General features: G+C 70.1%; 11 protein-coding genes and 1 pseudogene. 6 read left to right on the forward strand and 6 right to left on the reverse strand.

All coding sequences use genetic code 11. The features are described 5' to 3' along the window. Positions 1–368: 368 nt before the first annotated feature. Positions 369–2,759 (reverse strand): TonB-dependent receptor plug domain-containing protein, encoded by a 2,391-nt coding sequence (locus tag ACP93_RS17155; protein WP_048491878.1) that lies wholly within the window; start codon positions 2,757–2,759, stop codon positions 369–371. Positions 2,760–3,073: 314 nt separating this feature from the next. Further along, positions 3,074–5,464, reverse strand: coding sequence for a TonB-dependent receptor plug domain-containing protein (locus ACP93_RS17160; RefSeq protein ID WP_048491879.1), 2,391 nt, complete (start codon positions 5,462–5,464; stop codon positions 3,074–3,076). A gap of 254 nt (positions 5,465–5,718) precedes the next feature. Here ACP93_RS17160 and ACP93_RS17165 point away from each other — a divergent pair, with 254 nt between their 5' ends. Both ACP93_RS17165 and ACP93_RS17170 read left to right on the forward strand, forming a co-directional pair. After that, positions 5,719–7,578 carry an ABC-F family ATP-binding cassette domain-containing protein gene (locus ACP93_RS17165; protein ID WP_048491880.1) on the forward strand — a complete coding sequence of 620 codons (1,860 nt, stop codon included), beginning with the start codon at positions 5,719–5,721 and terminating at the stop codon, positions 7,576–7,578. Between the two features lie 202 nt (positions 7,579–7,780). Continuing rightward, positions 7,781–8,299 carry a YcxB family protein gene (locus tag ACP93_RS17170; protein WP_048491881.1) on the forward strand — a complete coding sequence of 173 codons (519 nt, stop codon included), beginning with the start codon at positions 7,781–7,783 and terminating at the stop codon, positions 8,297–8,299. A 533-nt stretch (positions 8,300–8,832) separates the two neighbouring features. Here the strand turns inward: ACP93_RS17170 and ACP93_RS17175 are convergent. Next, complete coding sequence (locus ACP93_RS17175; protein WP_048491904.1) at positions 8,833–9,123, reverse strand: hypothetical protein; 291 nt, start codon at positions 9,121–9,123, stop codon at positions 8,833–8,835. A 219-nt stretch (positions 9,124–9,342) separates the two neighbouring features. Next, a pseudogene (locus tag ACP93_RS17180) lies at positions 9,343–10,221 on the reverse strand (LysR substrate-binding domain-containing protein). 98 nt (positions 10,222–10,319) lie between these two features. On the opposite strand from ACP93_RS17180, the gene bla reads away from it, so the two are divergent. After that, a complete protein-coding gene (bla, locus tag ACP93_RS17185) occupies positions 10,320–11,228 on the forward strand; it encodes a class A beta-lactamase (protein WP_048491882.1) in 909 nt (302 codons plus the stop codon). 318 nt (positions 11,229–11,546) lie between these two features. Continuing rightward, positions 11,547–12,488 carry an alpha/beta hydrolase gene (locus ACP93_RS17190; RefSeq protein WP_048491883.1) on the forward strand — a complete coding sequence of 314 codons (942 nt, stop codon included), beginning with the start codon at positions 11,547–11,549 and terminating at the stop codon, positions 12,486–12,488. A gap of 135 nt (positions 12,489–12,623) precedes the next feature. Here the strand turns inward: ACP93_RS17190 and ACP93_RS17195 are convergent, their stop codons facing one another. After that, on the reverse strand, positions 12,624–14,792 hold the full coding sequence (locus tag ACP93_RS17195) for a phosphocholine-specific phospholipase C (RefSeq protein WP_048491884.1): 2,169 nt from the start codon (positions 14,790–14,792) through the stop codon (positions 12,624–12,626). Positions 14,793–15,120: 328 nt separating this feature from the next. On the opposite strand from ACP93_RS17195, the gene ACP93_RS17200 reads away from it, so the two are divergent. After that, a complete protein-coding gene (locus ACP93_RS17200; RefSeq protein WP_048491885.1) occupies positions 15,121–16,395 on the forward strand; it encodes a cation:proton antiporter in 1,275 nt (424 codons plus the stop codon). Between the two features lie 71 nt (positions 16,396–16,466). Beyond that, positions 16,467–16,805, forward strand: a complete 339-nt coding sequence (locus ACP93_RS17205; protein WP_048491886.1) for an FmdB family zinc ribbon protein — start codon at positions 16,467–16,469, stop codon at positions 16,803–16,805. 149 nt (positions 16,806–16,954) lie between these two features. On the opposite strand, the gene ACP93_RS17210 is transcribed toward ACP93_RS17205, so the two are convergent. Then, positions 16,955–17,914: a DUF3011 domain-containing protein gene (locus tag ACP93_RS17210; protein WP_053069789.1), complete on the reverse strand. Its 960-nt coding sequence runs from the start codon at positions 17,912–17,914 to the stop codon at positions 16,955–16,957. Between the last annotated feature and the right edge of the window lie 83 nt (positions 17,915–17,997).

The following is a 17,997-nucleotide window of genomic DNA, read 5'->3' on the forward strand; positions in this document are numbered from 1 at the left end:
CCGCTCCTACAGGGGCAATGGCGTTGCGTTGCAGAAGCGCGGGCGGGCTGCGGCGAGCGATGCGTTCGGTCGCCTGCTTCGGCGAGGCCGAACATCGCGATGCATGTCGGGGGACGAGCATCCGGAAAAGCTGCGTGCGTGTGGCGAATCTTGCCCTTCGTAGGAGCGGCTTCAGCCGCGACCGTGGACGGCGCAGGTAGCGGCTGAAGCCGCTCCTACGAGAAGCCACAGACCGCGATACAGCATTGCATGCTGTGGAAAATCCCCAATCCCCAATCCCCAATCCGCGGCCCCAAAAACAACGGCCCGGAAATCCGGGCCGTCGTCATGCCGCTCAACCTGGGCGCAGTCCATGCCCGCTCACCCAATCACCAGCGGTAGTTGATCCGCCCGTACACATAGGCGCCGTTGAAACCATACGGCGAGTAGTTGCTGTACGGCAGCATGCCGTAGGTGGAGTTGATCAGGTTGGCGGTCTTGTCCGGGTACTGGTCGAACACGTTGTCCGCGCCCAGCGTCAGCGTCCAGTTCGTGCTCGGCTTGAAGCTGGCCGAGGCGTCGACCACCCAGTCCGCGCCGTAGGTCTGGTCGCGTGCGGCGATGGCCGAATTGCGCACGGTGAATTCGCCGTAGCGGGTGGCGGCCAGGCTCAGGTCCCACTTCGGCAGTTTCCAGGTGCCGCTGAGGATCAGCTTGTCCTTCGGGTAGCTGTCCTCCAGGCGGCCGATCTCGTCGCGGCCCAGGGTGGTCTGGGTCGAGCCGATGGCGGCCAGCGCCTGCGGCTGGGTCACCGCATGGGTGATGTCGGTCTTGCTGTAGCCGTAGCTGGCGGTGAGGTCCAGCGTGCTGGCCGCGAGCGGGATGCTGTAGGTGCCGACCACGTCGACGCCGCGGGTGCGGGTGTCGGCGGCGTTGCTGAAGTAGCGCACGCTGGTGACGTTGCTGTAGCCGAGCTGGCGCAGCTTGGCCAGCACCGCCGCGTCGTTGAGGTTGGACGACAGCAGGATGCGGTCGTCGATCTCGATCTGGTACGCGTCCACGGTCAGGTACAGGCGCTCGACCGGCTGCAGCACCAGGCCCAGGCTGTAGGACAGCGAAGTCTCGGCCTTCAGCGGTGCGGCACCCAGCGCCTGGGCCACGGCGCTGTTCACCGGGAAGGTGCCGGATTCGAAGAAGCTGCCGTTGATGTAGCTGCTGGTCACCGCCTGGTACTGCTGCTGCGCCAGCGACGGCGCGCGGAAGCCGCTGGCCACGGTGCCGCGCAGCGCCACCTTGTCGGTGAACGCGTAACGCGCCGACAGCTTGCCGGAGGTCTTGCTGCCGAAATCGGAGTAGTCCTCGTAGCGGCCGGTGAGGCCGGCGGAGAACTTGTCGGTGAGGTCGGCTTCCAGGCCCGCGTACACCGCGTAGTTGTGGCGGTCCGAATGCACCGCATTGAGCGGCGCGAAGCCGGCGAAGCCCTGCGCGCCGCCGGTGGTGCCGGTGTACGAGGCCGGCTCGCCCGGCGACTGGTTCCACTTCTCCTGGCGGTATTCGGCACCGAAGGACAGCGTCACCGGGTAGGCCAGGCCCCATTCAAGCGGCTGGGTGAAGTCGGCGTTGACCGCGTTCTGGGTGTACTCCAGCGCGCCGTCGTAGAAGCGACTCGGGCTGTCGGCGCCGAGGCTGTAGTTGATGCTGTTGCCGGTGTGGAAGTCGACCTTGTTGTAGCCATAGTTGTAGCTGACGTCCCAGGTGAAGCCGCCGGCGGTGCTGCCCTTCAGTCCGGCGACCAGCGAGCGGTCCTTGGAGTACTGCTCGATCTGCGGCACGTAGCCGTCGGGGTAGACCTGCGCCAGCAGCGCGGTCTGGCCGTTGTGGTTGGGCGAGCGGTAGAACGCGAACGAGGTGATGTCGCGGTTGCTGGCGATCGCGGTGGCGTAGCCGGTGAGGTGGTCGCCGAAGCGGAACTCGCCGTTGGCCGAGACCGCGGTGGCGTCGACCTTGGGATCGCCGTAGACGAAGGTGGTCTCACCGATGCCGGGATAGTTGCCGGTGTTCGGCGCGGTGCCCTGGTAGGGGCCGGCGCGGTTGGTGGCGTCCTGCTGGCTGATCTGCCCGGCCACGTGCACGCTGCCGCGGCCGTCGCCGAAGCCGACCCCGGTATCGCCGGAGAGCTGCGACTTGGCGCCGTCGCCGGCCGAGTACTGGCCGTGCTCCACGGCCAGGCTGCCGCCTTCGCTGGCGCCCTTGAGCACGATGTTGACCACGCCGGCGATGGCGTCGGAACCGTACTGCGCCGAGGCGCCGTCGCGCAGCACTTCCACCCGCTCGATCGCGGCGATCGGGATCGCGTTGAGATCCACCGCCGAGGCGCCGCGGCCGATGGTGCCGTTGACGTTGATCATCGCCGAGGTGTGGCGGCGCTTGCCGTTGACCAGCACCAGCACCTGGTCTGGCGAGAGCCCGCGCAACTGCGCCGGGCGGATGCCGCTGGTGCCGTCGGTCAATGCCGGGCGCGGGAAATTCAGCGAGGGCAGGGAGCGCGACAGCGCGGTCGCCAGTTCCGAGGTGCCGGTGGCCTGCAGCGCCTCGGGGGTGATGATGTCGATCGGCGATTGCGACTCGGCGACGGTGCGGTCGCTGACGCGGGTGCCGGTGACGATGACCGTGTCCAGTGTGCTGGGCGTGCTCGGTGCGTCGGACGCGGTCTGGGCGAAGGAGGGGGCGGCGAGGGCGGCGAGCACGGCGCTCGCCAGCAGCGACAACGGACGGTTCATGGAAACTCCAACAGGTGCCGAAAACGGCAGGCGGGGCACGCGGCGGCCGGCAGGGCCGGCAGGCTGCGTCCTCAGGGACGTCTAATTATTTTTTAACATGCGTGCTGCGTCGCAGGATGCAAGCGCATGTTCTTATTCCATTGCGTTCTAAGGGCGGCAGAACGCCGCGCCCCGCCATCCGCTATGGCGAGGCGCGAACAACGTCCCGGTAGCGTCCGCGCCCACCGGGACAGCTGCGGCATAGGCCTGTTGGCCGCGCGAGTCACGCGTGGCGAGACGTCGCCGCCTGTCGCGGCGACGCCCGCAAGGTTCGCTCAGAAACGGTAGCTCACCCGCCCGTACCAGTAGCGTCCGTTGAAGCCGAACGGCGACAGCGGCGAGTACTGCAGGCCGTTGGGGCGGTCGTCGTAGATGTTGTTGAGCGCGGTCCGGGTCGGGTACTGGTTGGTGACGTTGTCGGCGCCGACGGTAAAGGTGAGGTCGTGCCAGGCGTAGCTGGTGGACAGGTTGAGCAGCCAGCGTGCGGCGAAGCCCTGGTCCTGGCTGCCGTCGGCCTCGTCGCCGCGGCGGGTGATGGCGCCGTAGCGGGTGGCGTCGCCGTGCAGGGTCCAGCCGGCCAGGCTCCAGTCACCGCTGAGCACGTACTTGGTGCGCGGCGTGGCATCGGTCAGCAGGCCCTGGCTGGCGCGGCCGAAGTTCGGATCGGAGATCTCCAGGATCTCGGTCTTGCTGTAGTTGGCGCTGACACTGAGGTTGAGCGAGCCGGCGCGGTCGAGGTCGAGCAGGTAGTTGTTCACCCAATCCACGCCGCGGGTGCGGGTGGTGGCGCCGTTGACGAAGAACTGCGCCGCGCTGACCTGGCCGATCGGCACGGCCAGCGAGATCTGGTCCGAATACAGGATCTGGTCCCAGATGCGGATCTGGTACAGATCCAGGGTGGCATTGAAGCCGCCGCCGGGTTGCCAGACCGCGCCGACGCTGTAGTTGGTGGATTTCTCCGGCGACAGCGGCTTGGCGCCGAGCGCGATGGCCACCGGGTCGGAGGTGCGGTAGGTGCCGATCTGGCTGAGGACGCCGTCCACCGGCAGGGTCACCACCGAGGCGTAGTTCTGTTGCGCCAGCGAGGGCGCGCGGAAGCCGTTGGAGATGGTGCCGCGCACGGCGAAGGCGTCATTGAGCTGGTAGCGCGCCGACAGCTTGCCCGAGCGGGTGGCGCCGGCATCGCTGTAGTCCTCGTAGCGCGCGGCGATCCCGCCGGACAGGCGCTCGCTCAGGTCCGCCTCCAGGTCGGCGTACACCGCCTTGCTGTGGCGCTGGAACTGCCCGGCCACCGAGGGCGCCAGGCCGGGAAACACCTGCGAGCCGCCTGGGTAGGGCGCGCCAGTCTCGGGGTTGATGGCGTTCGGATCGAAGTAGATCGAGGTGGGCGAGCCGGCCACCACGGCGTACTTGTCCTGCCGGTACTCGGCGCCGAAGGCGAGGTTCACCGGGTAGGCCAGGCCCCAGTCCAGGGACTTGCTGAAGTCGGCGTTGAGCGCGTTCTGCTCGTTGCGGAAGCCACCGGCGTTGAAGCGCGTCGGCGAGGCGCCGGTGCTCCAGTACAGGTTGGTGTTGATGGTGTTGCGCAGGTCGAAGGTGACGTCGTTCTTGCCGTAGTCGGCGGAGACGTCCCAGGTCCAGCCGTTGTCGATGCTGCCCTTGACGCCGAGCACCGCGGCGCGGTCGTTGGACGGGTTGTAGATCTGCGGCAGGAAGCCGTTGGGATAGACCGCCTGCACGTTGCGGTCGCTGTTGTCCCAGGCGCGGTAGTAGCCGTTGGACAGCACCTCGCGGCGGCTGACGTTGGCGTAGCCGTACAGCTCCACGTGCGGCGTGAGTGCGTAGCCGAAATTGACCAGCCCCTGGTAGGTCTTGACCGCCGGGTCGCCGTAGCGCTCGTAGGGAACGCCGCTGGGGTTGGCGGCCCCGGCCAGGGTGGTGGCCTTGTCGGTGTTCTCGGCGCGGTTGGTGTTCATCGCGTTGAGGTAGTTCCACGACACCCGCACCCAGCCCGGCGCCTCGCCGCCCGGCGCACCGCCGAAGGCCAGCCCGTAGGAGCCGTCGATGCCGTTCTGCGCGCCGTCGCCCTTGTCCATGATGCCGCCGCTGACGGACACGCTGTTGCTGCCGGCCTTGGCGCCGTGCTTGAGCACGATGTTGATGACCCCGGCGATGGCGTCGGAGCCGTACTGCGCGGAGGCGCCGTCGCGCAGCACCTCGATGCGCGCGATTGCCGACATCGGGATCGAGTTGAGGTCGGCCGGCGCCGAGCCGCGCCCGACCGACGGGTTGTAGTTGACCAGCGAGGTGGTGTGGTAGCGCTTGCCGTCCAGCAACACCAGCACCGCGTCCGGCGACAGGCCGCGCAGGGTCGCCGGGCGCAGCGCGTCGTTGCCGTCGTTGATCGCCGGACGCGGGAAGTTCAGCGACGGCAACAGCTTGCCCAGTGCGCTGGCGAGGTCGCTGGCGCCGGTGGCCTGCAGCGCTTCGGGCGCGATGATGTCGATCGGCGATTGCGACTCGGCCACGGTGCGGTCGGCGACGCGGGTGCCGGTGACGATGATGTTGTCCAGCGTGGTCGGGGCCTGCTGGGACTGGGCGAGGCTGTTGGCGGAGGCGAGCGCGAGCAGGACGGCACTGACGAGGGGGAGGCGGCGTTGCGTCATCGGGCGGGGACTCCTGGCTGGGGGACTTGGCGTGGGTCTGGCGATTTCCGGTTTAGATGGGGCAAATGGTGCGATGCAGCGTGTGCCATCGGATTGAAATCCGTTTTTCACATGGGCGCGTATACAAAAACGGACCTGGGTCGGGTTTTCGCGGCGGCCCGCGCGCCGTCCCTGACCGCGCCGCATCGCCGCCCCGGGTGGGCCGGGGCGGGCGAAGCGGCTACACTTCCGCCTCGCTAGCCGAGTGCCCTGCCTTGATTTCCCTACGTAATTTCGCCTTGCGCCGCGGCGAGCGGCTGTTGCTGTCCAATGTCGACCTCACCCTGCACGCCGGCTACCGGGTGGGCGTGGTCGGCCGCAACGGGGCCGGCAAGTCCAGCCTGTTCGCTGCGGTGAAGGGTGAGCTGGAGGCCGACAAGGGCGATGTCGACCTGCCCGGCAAGGTGCGCATCGCCAGCGTCGCCCAGGAAACCCCGTCGCTGCCGGACCCGGCGCTGAGCTTCGTGCTCGGCGGCGACACCGCGGTGGCCGCGGTGCTGGCCGAAGAGGCCGAGGCGACCGCGCGCGAGGACTGGGAGGCGGTCGCCGCCGCGCACACCAAGATGGCCGAGATGGGCGCCTACGACGCCGATGCGCGTGCCGGCAAGCTGCTGCACGGCCTCGGCTTCCCGGCCGAGACCCATCACCGCGCGGTGTCCTCGTTCTCCGGCGGCTGGCGCGTGCGCCTGAACCTGGCGCGCGCGCTGATGATGCCCAGCGACCTGCTGCTGCTCGACGAACCGACCAACCACCTCGACCTGGACGCGGTGTACTGGCTGGAACAGTGGCTGCTGAAGTACCCGGGCACGCTGCTGCTGATCTCGCACGACCGCGAGTTCCTCGACAACGTCGCCACCCACACCCTGCACCTGCACAACGGCGGCGCCAAGCTGTACACCGGCGGCTACACCGATTTCGAGCGACAGCGCGCCGAGCAGTTGCGCCAGCAGCAGATCGCGCACGAGAAGGAACAGGCCGAGCGCGCCCACCTGCAGAGCTTCATCGACCGCTTCAAGGCCAAGGCCTCCAAGGCGGCGCAGGCGCAGAGCCGGATGAAGCGCCTGGAGAAGCTGGCCGGCACCGAGGCGGTGCGCGCCGAGCGCGAGTTCCGCATCGAGCTGGCGCCGCCGGCCAAGCTGCCGTTCTCGCTGATCCGCCTCAACCACGCCGAGGCCGGTTACGGCGCGGACGCGGTGATCCTGCACAACGTCGGTTTCGGCCTGGAGGCCGGCCAGCGCATCGGTCTGCTCGGCCCCAACGGCGCCGGCAAGACCACCCTGGTCAAGACCCTGGTCGGCGAACTGCCGCCGATCGCCGGCGAGCGCATGGCGCATCCGGACCTGCGCATCGGCTACTTCGCCCAGCACACGGTGGAGTCGCTGCACGAGGGCCAGTCGCCGATGGACCACATGCGCGAGATCGACAAGGACGCCAGCAACCAGGCGTTCCGCGATTTCCTCGGCAAGTGGAATTTCCCCGGCGACCGCGCGTTCGAGCCGGTCGACGGGTTCTCCGGTGGCGAGCGCGCGCGCCTGGCGCTGGCGCTGATCGCCTGGCAGCAGCCGAATGTGCTGCTGCTCGACGAACCCACCAACCACCTCGACCTGGAAATGCGCGAGGCGCTGGCCGAGGCGCTGAGCGATTTCGAGGGCGCGATCGTGATGGTCTCGCACGACCGCCATCTGATCGGCCTGGTCTGCGACACCTTCTGGCGTGTGGCCGACGGTGTGGTGGAGCCGTTCGACGGCGACCTCGACGCCTACGCCGCCTGGCTGCGCACCCGCCCGGCCGCGCAGGGCACCAAGCAGAAACTGGCCGAAGCCGCGCCGACCCCGCCGCCGCCGGTCAAGCCGCTGCCGGCGAAGAAGCCGCCGAACCCGCACAAGCTGGCCGCCGCCGAGAAGCGCGTGGGCGAGTTGGAAGCGACCCTGGCCGAACTCGATCGCCAACTCGCCGATCCGAAGCACTACGCCGATGCGGAGAAAATGGCTGTGCTGGGCCGCGAGCGCGAGACGGCCGCGCGCGACCTGGCGCAGGCCGAGCAGGCGTGGATGGAGCTGATCGACGGCGCCTGAGGCGTGCCGTCAGTCTCATTGCCGGTGCATGGCGCGAGGGCGGCTCTCACGCCTGCGCCGGCCACTCCCGGAACACCACGCAGGCCGTCGTGGCATTCGGCATCGCCGGCGGCGCGGTGCGGCACTGGCCGCTTTGCACCGATCCCGCGGTGCGTGGCACGCTCCGTGCCCGGCCCTGGGCGACAGCGCGAGGAGGAGCACGATGATCAGCGGCAGCATCACGGTGCAGGATTACCTGGCCGCACAACGCCTGCATCAACAGCGTGGGCATCGACGCGTGCTGCTGGCGATGGCGGCGCTGCTGCTGCTCGGACTGGCGGTGTTCGCGTTCGCCAGGCACGGTTCCGGCATGGCCATCATCGGCGTCATGCTGGCCGCCGCCGGTGGCGGTGGCCTGATCGGCCAGACCATCCAGTCGGCATGGACGATGCCGCGCAAAGTCCGGCGCCTGCATGCGCAGCAGGCGGCGTTGCGGCATCGCCTCACCTATCGCTGGGACGCGGCCGGCCTGGAGATCACCTGGACGGACGGGCGCGTGCAACGCCCCTGGCGCGACTACGTGCGCTATCGCGAGAATCCGCAGGTGCTGATGCTGTACCAGAACGACATCCTGTTCGATCTGGTGCCGACAGCCTGGTTCGCCGATGCCGCGCAGCGCGATGCGTTCCGGCAACTGGCGGCGGCGCAGGTGGGCACCGACGCTGGCAAGCGCGCCGTGTAGCGGGCGCCGCAGGCAGGGCGTGCGCCGGAGAGACGTGAGATGTGGATGTCCGGGCCAGGTCTGTTCCCGCGGATGCGGCTCGGCAGTGGTGTCGCCGCCGAGCACGGATGATTCCCGCCGACCTAACGGTACCTTCTCCCTGCGGGAGAAGGTGCCCCGAAGGGGCGGATGAGGCTGCGTGTGCCTGGGAAGTCGGAGCAGCCGGGCGTGCGTGCTGGCGCACCCTCACCCCAACCCCTCTCCCGGTGGGAGAGGGGCTTCAATCACGTCTTGACGCCGCTCCAAGCGAGGCCGGAGCGCGAGCCGGCGCACCCGTGTGGGAGGGGCTTCAGCCCCGACGCCGCATTGCCTAAGCCAACGGCAGGTCCCGCCTGCATTGCATGCGCCAGCGCCCAGGGCTGAGCGCGCGCCTGGCCCACGAGGACGCTGCTGGCGGCAGTGGCACGCCGTGCCCGGCGCGATCGGTCGCGCCGGACGCGCGGGGCAGATAAGGACGATCGAATCGGCCAGCGCGCGGCGCCGGCCCTTGCCGCTCAGGCGGCAGCGCTGGCCACGACCAGCAGGCCGCCGGCGATCGCCGCCCAGTCCAGCGGCGTGCGCGAGCGCAGGCTCTGCAGCGAGGGGCGGGCGGTCGGTGTCGGTCGCAGGCTGGCCTTGAGCGCCATCAGCGCCAAGCCGGTGGCGCTGAGCGCCCAATGCCATTCGCTGGCGCCGCCGCGCAGGAAGTAGGCCAGATGCAGCACACACAGGCATCCCAATACGGCTGCCAGCACGACGTCACGCGAGACCAGGCCCGGACGGGCGGTCAGGACAACACGGTTCATCAGCATGTTTCCCCCGAAAGCGGTGGCGCCTTCCCCAGGCGCACATTCCGACTGCGACCAGGATCATAGTTAGGGCCTGACATGCCGCCAAGCGGCAGTGCACAAATTCTTCACATGGCTGTCAGTCCCTGCTGATAGGCCAAGCAAGGCGCGTGCCGGATGTGTCCAGGTGGCGTGCTACAGGTGACCTGGAGAAGGGCCCGCAACGGGGCCTGCCGCTCAATCCGGGCGTAGCGCCTGCTCGGCCAGCAACCATTGGTGCAGGCGCCGGCCGGCGTCGCTTTCCGCGCGCGAACGCAGCCGGGTCAGCCAGTAGCGGCCCAGGTCGATGCGGGTCGGGAACGGGCACAGCAGTCGCCCGGCATCCAGGTCCTGGGCGAACAGGCGCAGCGGCAGCAGCGCCACACCGTGGCCGGCCGCGGCGATGCTGGCCAGGGTCAGCGAGGCATCGCAGATCGGGCCGCTGGCCTGCACGTCGGGTGCGCCGGCAGCCTGCAGCCAGCGCGGCCATTCGTCCAGCCGGTAGGAGCGCAGCAGGGTGGTCCTGGCGAGGTCTGCGGGCGTGCGCAGCAGCGGCGCCAGCACCGGGGCGCACACCGGGGCGAAGGGGGCGTCCAGGATCGGCGTGGCGTACTGGCCCTGCCAGTCGCCGTCGCCGAAGCGGATCGCGAGGTCCAGGCCTTCGCCGGCGAGGTCGACGCGGTTGTTGTGGGTGTACACGCGCAGTTCGATGTCCGGGTGCGCGGCGTGGAACGCATCCAGCCGCGGCAGCAGCCAGCCCACCGCGAAGGTGCCGACCACGCCCACGCTCAGCGTCTCGCGGTAGCGGCCGCCGGCGAAGCGCTGCAGGGTGGAGGCGATGCGGTCGAACGCCTCGGTCAGCACCGGATGCAGGCGCAGGCCCTCGTCGGTCAGCGCCACGCCGCGCGGCAGGCGCTGGAACAGCACCACGCCCAGGCGCGCCTCCAACTGCTTGATCTGGTGGCTGAGCGCGGCCTAGGTCACGCACAGCTCGGCCGCGGCGCGGGTCAGGTTCTGGTGCCGCGCCGCGGCCTCGAAGGCGCGCAGGGCGTTCAACGGCAGGTGCGGGCGGATCATCGCCAGGCATCAATTCGGCTCATGGGTGCGATTGAATAACCTCGCTGGTGGGGGCAGGTCAATGCGGCCATCATCCTGGCTCCCGACGGAGGTGGACGATGCTGACGAGACGACGGTTCCTGCAGGGCGTGGGCATGGGCGCGAGCCTGCTGGCGGTGGCTGCAGTACAGGCAAAAACCGCGCAACATCCTGCGCCCACGCTGCAACAGCGCTTGGCCGACATCGAGCGCCGCAGTGGCGGCCGGTTGGGCGTGAGCCTGCTCGACGGCAGCGGCGCAAGGCTGGGCGGACAGCGCCAGGACGAGCGCTTCCCGTTGTGCAGTACCTTCAAATTTCTATTGGCGGGCGCGGTGCTGCAGCGGATCGACCGCGGCGAACTGTCCCTGGAGCGGCGCGTGCCGGTGCGCAAGGCGGACCTGCTGGGGAATGCGCCGGTGTCCGAGCGCCATGTCGGCGGCACGCTCAGCGTGGCCGAGCTGTGCCGTGCGGCGATGATCTACAGCGACAACACCGCGGCCAACCTGCTGCTGCCGCTGGTCGGCGACCCGCCCGGGGTGACCCGTTTCCTGCGGGCGCTGGGCGATACGCAGATCCAGCTGGACCGCAACGAGCCAGGCATGAACGACTTCGTCGCCGGCGATCCGCGCGACACCACCACGCCGGCGGCGATGGCCGCGACGATGCGTGCCTTGTTGCTCGGCGAGGTGCTGCAGCCGGTGTCGCGACAACGCTTGATCGACTGGATGCGCGACAACCGCACCGGCAACGACTGCCTGCGTGCCGGCCTGCCGGCGGGCTGGCGGATCGGTGACAAGACCGGCAGCAATGGCACCGACACGCGCAACGACATCGCCATCGTGTGGGCGCCGGGACGGCCCACGCCGCTGCTGCTCACCGCCTATCTCAATGGCGCCACGGTCGACAGCGCTGCGCGCGATGCGGCACTGAAAGCGGTGGCGCAGGCGGTGGTGGCGTCGCTGCCTGCGCAGACACCGCGTACCGGCTAGGCGGCGTTGCGCGCGCTGTATCGCCTGCGCTCGTCGCAATCGCGCCGGATGCAGGTCGCTCTCCCGTAGGAGCGGCTTCAGCCGCGACGGGCTTTACCGGGAAAGTCCGTCGCGGTTGATCGCACAACAGGGGACAAGAGCCGTTCCTGCGAGACGCTGCTCGCGATCATCGGCGTCGTCCTCGTGCCGGCGCCGCGCGCGACCGCCTTCGTTGCGCCCAACGGCCATCGCCGCCGCGGCGGTCCTGCGGTTCCTTCCATTCCCAATTCTTTCCAATTCTGTTCGGAGCATCCCATGCGTCGATTCGTATGCTGTTCGTTGGCCATCGCCATCGGTCTGTTTGCCCACGCCGCGCAGGCGCGGGTCTGGGAACCCTCGCCCGGCCACGTGCAGGTGCCGATCTGGCCCGGCGCGGTGCCGGATGCGTTGCCGCATCCGAAGCCGGAATCGGCCGGCCCTGGTCCGGGCAAGCCGTGGTGGCCGGCCATCCACAACGTCAGCCGGCCGACCATGACCGTGTACCCGGCGCAGGGCCACAACACCGGCGCGGCGGTGGTGGTGTTTCCCGGCGGCGGCTACCAGATGCTGGCGATGGATCTGGAGGGCACGGAGATCTGCGACTGGCTGGTCTCGCGCGGCATCACCTGCGTGCTGTTGAAGTACCGCGTGCCGAACTCCGGGCCGACCTGGGTCAACGACCGGCGCTACTACCCCAAGGTGCAGACTGCGCTGCAGGACGCGCAGCGCACGCTGGGCCTGGTGCGGCAACAGGCCGCGACCTGGGGCGTGGATCCGCACAAGATCGGGGTGATGGGCTTTTCCGCCGGCGGCCACCTGGTGGCCGCGACCAGCACGCACTTCGCCCAGCGCACCTATCCGTTGGTGGACGCTGCCGATCGCGTAAGCTGCCGCCCGGACTTCGCCATCGCCGTGTACCCGGGCCATCTGTGGGTGCACGAGGACGAGGACGCCGACACCCGCGATTTCACCGATCTTGGGCTGCGTCCGGACATCCGCGTCGTCGCCGACACCCCGCCGACCTTCCTGTTGCAGGCGCAGGACGACTATGTGGACGGCATCTCGCAGGTACTGGCGTACTACGTCGCGCTCAACCACGCCGACGTGCCGACGGAAATGCACATCTACGCCCACGGCGGCCACGCGTTCGGCCTGCGCGCCAAGAACCTGCCGGTCGCGCAGTGGCCGCAGCTGGTGGAGACCTGGCTGCGGACGATCGGGGTGCTTGAGAGCCGGGATTAGGGAGTCGGGATTGGGGATTGGTAAAAGCGGCTTCCGCGCGAGTCGGGGATGGGTCGCATTACTCGGGATTGGCGGAAACGCATCAGCGTGCAGTTGCTGCTCTTGCGAATCCCAAATCCCAAATCCCGGACGTTGTCACGAATCCCCATTCCCGACTCCCCAATCCCGCCCGCCTCCGGCGGGCTCCTGATACAACCGCGCCGGTCCGCCCATCGCCGGGTCGCTGATGCCGGGCTTGCCGGTTTCCACGCGGCCGGCCAGGCGCTGGCGGGCGTTGTCCTGGACCAGCCACAGGTCGTACCAGCCGCCGCTCGGCTTGGCGCTCCAGCGCATGCGCTGCTCGGTGCCGGGCGCCAGCGTCAGCCGTTGGTGCGGTTGCGCCTGGGCGTAGGCGGCCGGTTCCAGGGACACGTCGAGGGGGGCGGTGCCGGCGTTGCGCAAGACCAGGCACAGCGCCTGCGCATCGTCCGGGTCCTGGGCGATCTCGGCCTGCAGCAGCGGTGCGCTCAGGTCGCCGCGGTAGTGGCGGTGGAAGCCGTTGGGGCCGAGCAGCCACAGGTCGTAGTCGCCGTCGTAGGTGGTCCAGGTGCCGTCCAGCGACGCACCGGCGCCCACCGTGTAGCGGCGCGGGATCGCGTCGAGGAGGTAGCGGTCGTAGACGTGCAGGACCGCCGCGGACCCGGTGTTGGTCATGCGCAATTGCACCTCGCCACGCTCGAGGACGTAGTGCAACTGCACCGACGGCCGATACGGCAGTGCGCGCGAACGGCGCACGCCGAACGCTTGCCGCGGCGCCTGCAGTTGCGTCGGCAGCGTCGGCAGCGCGTGCTCGCGCAGCGCCGCGGCCCGCGCTGCCGCCTCGCGCACATCGGGCAGGTCGGCGACGAACGGGCGCGTGTCGGCCTGGCGGAAGTCGAAGGCGTCGAGCAGGTCGCCGCAGACCGCGCGGCGCCACGGGGTCAGGCCGCTGGCGGCGACACCGAAGCGGCGCTCCAGCAGCCGCAGTACCGAGGTGTGGTCGTAGACCTGCGAATCGACCCAGCCGCCGCGGCTCCACGGCGAGATCACGTACAGCGGCACGCGCGGACCGAGGCCGTAGGGACGCCCACGCAGTTCCGGTGGGTCGGCCTTGGCATCGCCCGGCGCCGGGTGCAGGTGGTATTCGCCGTCGGTCGCGACGCTGGAGGCGCCGGCCCAGCCGCCGGCCGCGGCCGAGTCGGGCGAGGGCGGTGCCGGCGGTGGCACGTGGTCGAAGAAGCCGTCGTTCTCGTCGAACATCAGCAACAGCGCAGTGCGCGCCCACACCTTCGGGTCGGCGGTCAGCGCGTCGAGCACGCGCGCGGTGTAGGCCGCACCCTGCGCCGGGCTGGACGGATCGGGATGCTCGCTGCCGGCGGCGTCGGCGATGATGAAGCTCACCGACGGCAGCCGCGCGGCCAGCACGTCCTCGCGCAACTGCGCCAGGCTGCGGCTGGAAACGCCGCGTGCGCGCAACTGCGGATCGTGCGCGGGCGCACCGCGCCAGGCGGCGCGGAACGGCGCGAAGCCGGCCAGCGGGTTGTCGGTGAAGTTGTCGGCCATGTCCTGGTAGATCTGCCACGACACGCCGGCCTGCTGCAGCGCCTCGACGTAGCTGGGCCAGCGGTAGTCGTCCGGGTCGCCGCCCAGTTCCGGGAAGTTGTCGTGCGAGTTGGCGATCGCCGGGCCGCCGGCGCGCGCGTGCGGATCGTTCTGCCCGGTCCACAGGAACACCCGGTTCGGATTGGTGCCGGCCTGGATCGCGCAGTGGTAGGCGTCGCAGACGGTGAAGGTCTCGGCCAGGGCGAACTGGAACGGCAGGTCGTCGCGTTCGTAGTGGGCCAGCGCGTGGTCGCGTTTGGCCGCCGGCCACTGGCCCATGCGGCCGTGGTCCCAGGCCTGTTGCGCGTTCGGCCAGGTGTGCGGGGTGCCCTGCACGCGCATGGTGGCGAAGTTGTGCGCGGTGTGCAGCGGGAATGGCGCGAGTTGGCGGCTGCCGTCGGCGCTGGGTTGCAGCCACACCGTGCGCGGGGCGATGCCGGGCAGCGTCGGCGCCGGGATCGGGAAGCGGTCGCCGAAGCCGCGCACGCCGGCCAGGCTGCCGAAGTAATGGTCGAAGGCGCGGTTCTCCTGCATCAGGATCACCACGTGCTGCAGGTCGTCGAGGGTGCCGCTGCGCACGTCCGGGGCGATCGCCGCGGCGCGGGCGATGCTCGGCGGCAGCAATCCGGCGGCGCTGGCGGTGAGGCCGGCGCGGAGCAGCCGGCGGCGGGTCTGGTCGGTCATGGCGGTCCGGGAAAGTGCAAAACGGCGGCGGCCGGGATCGGCTGCCGCCGCGAGACTGCCATGGCGCCGGTGACAGGTCGACCATGAAAGTCGGACCGACGGTGCGCGGTGGCGCGATGAAGGGGCTGTCGCCTGTCTCCAGCCGCGGCGCGTTCGCAGCGAAGCGGCCGCAGCAGGGCAGCGCTGTCCTGCGAGCGCGTGCGGCTGCGCCATCGCGGCGCGTGCGTTCGGCATGCCCGCGCTCCGCCGTGATGGCGCACCACACAGGCGACCCGGCATCATTCGCCGCTGCCGCCGCCGGCGGGCCCGCGATGGAATCTCCTGCCCGATGAGCCACGAACTGATCTACCTGCTGCTGATCTTCGCCCTGCTGGTGATCCCGCGCGCGCTGCAGCGCTTCAAGATGCCGGCGCCGTTGACCTGCCTGCTGTTCGGCATCATCGCGATGCTGGCGATGGGGCCGCGCGCGCACGACCCGGTGGTGACGCTGCTGGCCACGCTCGGCATCTCCTCGCTGTTCCTGTTCGCCGGCCTGGAAGTGGATCCGAAGGCGCTGCGCCGCGGCTTGTGGCCGCTGCTGCTGCACCTGGTGGTGCGTGGCGGCACCCTGTTCGGCGTCGGCTGGCTGGCCTGGCGCTACGCCGGGCTGTCGTGGCAGGCGGCCGGATTGCTGGCGCTGGCCCTGCTGACCCCGTCCACCGGGTTCATCATCGAGTCGCTGGGGCGGCTGGGGCTGGACGAGGAGGAGCGCTTCTGGGTCACCAGCAAGGCCATCGCCGGCGAATTGCTGGCGCTGGCGGCGCTGTTCGTGATCCTGCAGGCCGGCGATCCCTGGCAGATGGGCCTGTCCAGCCTGGCGCTGCTGGCGATGCTGGTCGGCCTGCCGCTGCTGTTCGTGGCCCTGGGGCGCTGGGTGGCGCCGCAGGCGCCGGGCTCGGAGTTCTCGCTGCTGGTGATGGTCGGCCTGATCGCCGCCTACATCACCTATTCGCTGGGCGTGTACTACCTGGTCGGTGCGTTCATCGCCGGGCTGGTGGCGCGGCTGCTGCGCCAGCGCATGCCGCTGCTGGCCTCCGACGAGAACCTGCAGGCGGTGCGCCTGTTCGCCTCGTTCTTCGTGCCGTTCTACTTCTTCAACGCCGGCACCAAGGTGCCGAGCGGGGCGTTGAGCCTGCAGGCGCTCGGCCTGGGCCTGGCCCTGACCGCCTGCGTGCTGCCGCTGCGCATCGGCATCCTCTGGCTGCAGCGGCGGGTGCTGTTCGGCGAAGGCGCGCGCAGCAGTCTGCGGGTGTCGCTGGCGCTGTCGCCGACGCTGATCTTCACCCTGGTGCTGGCGGGGATCCTGCGCGAGCGCTTCGCCATCGCCGACGCGCTGTTCGGCGCCCTGCTGCTGTACGCGGCCCTGACCACGCTGCTGCCGGCGCTGCTGTTGCGCATGCCGTTCGACGTCAGCCCGCTGGAGGCGGCGCCGGCTGCACCGGCGGATGCCGCGTCTGCGCAGGCGCCTGCCGAGCCAGTCGCTGAGGTCCCGGACACGCATGCGCCGACGCCGCCCGCGGGCGCGCCGGAGACGCCGCCGCGTCCGCAGCCCGGACTGGCATGAGCGTGAATGCTTGAAAGCCGGCGTGCGGCCCCCATACTGGCCGCCTCCGTTGCTCTCGCGTTTTTGCCGCCATGCCGATCTACGCTTTCCAATGTGCCGCATGCGGTCACAGCTTCGACCGCCTGCAGAAACTGTCCGATTCCGATCCGGAGACCTGTCCGGCCTGCTCCGCCCCCGCGGTCAAGCGCCAGCTCACCGCGCCGGCGTTCCGCCTGTCCGGCAGCGGCTGGTACGAGACCGACTTCAAGAAGGACGGCGACAAGAAGCGCAACCTCGCCGAATCCGGCAGCACCGGCGGCAGTGGGGACAGCAAACCCGCCGCCGCGCCAGCGGCCGACGCACCGGCCAAGCCGGCAGCCGCCGCCACCCCGGCACCGGCGCCTGCCGCCGCCAAGCCTGCGGCGACCTGAACCCCGCGCTGCTCCAAGTAGGAACGGCTTCAGCCGCGACCGGGCATTACCCGGTAACGCCCGGTCGCGGCTGAAGCCGCTCCTACGCAGGGCGTCCAACACTAAAAAATCTATAAGACCGGGCCCCGCGGCCCGGCCTTCGCCCTGCCTCAGCGCGCCCCGAAGCGCGCCCGGCAGCCGCCGTTGACCCACACCGTATTGCCTTCGTAGCCCCAGGTGCGGCCTTCCGCGCAGGTGGTGCCGGACAGCTGTTCGATCAGTTCCGGGCGGCCCTGGCGGCGATCCCAGGCGCAGGTGCGCAGGCGCTTGTCGTCGCTGCTGCAGGTCACCGTGTAGCCGCTGTCCAGCGGCGGCCGACCCGGTCCCCAGCCACCACCACCGCCGCCGCGGCCCTGGGCGAACTCGCCGCGACAACCGTCGTCGACCCACACCGCGCCATCGCGCGAGCCCCAGGTGCGGCCCTCGATGCAGCGGGTGTCCGACAGCTGCCGCACCAGCATGGCGCTGCGCCAGCCGGTCGGGCACACGCGCTGGCGCTGGTCCTGGCTCTCGCAGCGCATGGTGCCGGCCACGCCGCCACTGCCGCCGCCGCCGCCCCAGTTGCCTCCCCAATTGCCGCGACCTTCGACGAAGCGACCACGGCAGCCCTGGTCCACCCACACCACGCCGGGCGCCGAGCCCCAGGTGCGGCCTTCGATGCAGGGCGAGTCGGACAAGGTGCCGACCAGTCGGGCAGGCCCGCGGAACGGCGTGGCGCATTGCTGGCGGCGGCGGTCGTTGCTGGAGCAGGCGACGGTGCGGCCATCGAAGCCGGGTTCCTGCCGCCAGCCGCCGCCACTGCCGCGCAGCGAGGTGGCGATGTCCTGCTGGATGTTGCCGAAGCCCCAGCCACGGTCGATCTGGTCCAGGTAGAACTCGAGCTGGTCGTCGGGGATCTGCCGGCCGCGCGACTGGTCGGCGTATTCGCGCTCGATCACCCGGACCCGGCCGGGAATCGACAGTTGCCGCAGATCCTGCGGGGCGTAGGCGCGGGCGCTTTGGGCCGCCGCCGGGGCGCTGGCCAGGGCCAGTACGGCGATCACCAGCCAGCCGCCAAGGTGCTTCAACATGGGTTCTCTCCTCCCCGTGAATGGTGCGCGGACTATAGCCGCAGGCCAACTTAAGCCAGGATGAGTCATGCGCGATTTGCCCG

Source organism: Xanthomonas sp. NCPPB 1128 (assembly GCF_001043115.1).
Lineage (GTDB): Bacteria > Pseudomonadota > Gammaproteobacteria > Xanthomonadales > Xanthomonadaceae > Xanthomonas_A.

Coding starts and splice junctions, on each gene's coding strand:
- ACP93_RS17155 (WP_048491878.1), bottom strand. CDS start 2,759: ATGAACCGTCCGTTGTCGCTGCTGGCGAGCGCCGTGCTCGCCGCCCTC.
- ACP93_RS17160 (WP_048491879.1), bottom strand. CDS start 5,464: ATGACGCAACGCCGCCTCCCCCTCGTCAGTGCCGTCCTGCTCGCGCTC.
- ACP93_RS17170 (WP_048491881.1), top strand. CDS start 7,781: ATGATCAGCGGCAGCATCACGGTGCAGGATTACCTGGCCGCACAACGC.
- ACP93_RS17175 (WP_048491904.1), bottom strand. CDS start 9,123: ATGAACCGTGTTGTCCTGACCGCCCGTCCGGGCCTGGTCTCGCGTGAC.
- bla (WP_048491882.1), top strand. CDS start 10,320: ATGCTGACGAGACGACGGTTCCTGCAGGGCGTGGGCATGGGCGCGAGC.
- ACP93_RS17195 (WP_048491884.1), bottom strand. CDS start 14,792: ATGACCGACCAGACCCGCCGCCGGCTGCTCCGCGCCGGCCTCACCGCC.
- ACP93_RS17200 (WP_048491885.1), top strand. CDS start 15,121: ATGAGCCACGAACTGATCTACCTGCTGCTGATCTTCGCCCTGCTGGTG.
- ACP93_RS17205 (WP_048491886.1), top strand. CDS start 16,467: ATGCCGATCTACGCTTTCCAATGTGCCGCATGCGGTCACAGCTTCGAC.
- ACP93_RS17210 (WP_053069789.1), bottom strand. CDS start 17,914: ATGTTGAAGCACCTTGGCGGCTGGCTGGTGATCGCCGTACTGGCCCTG.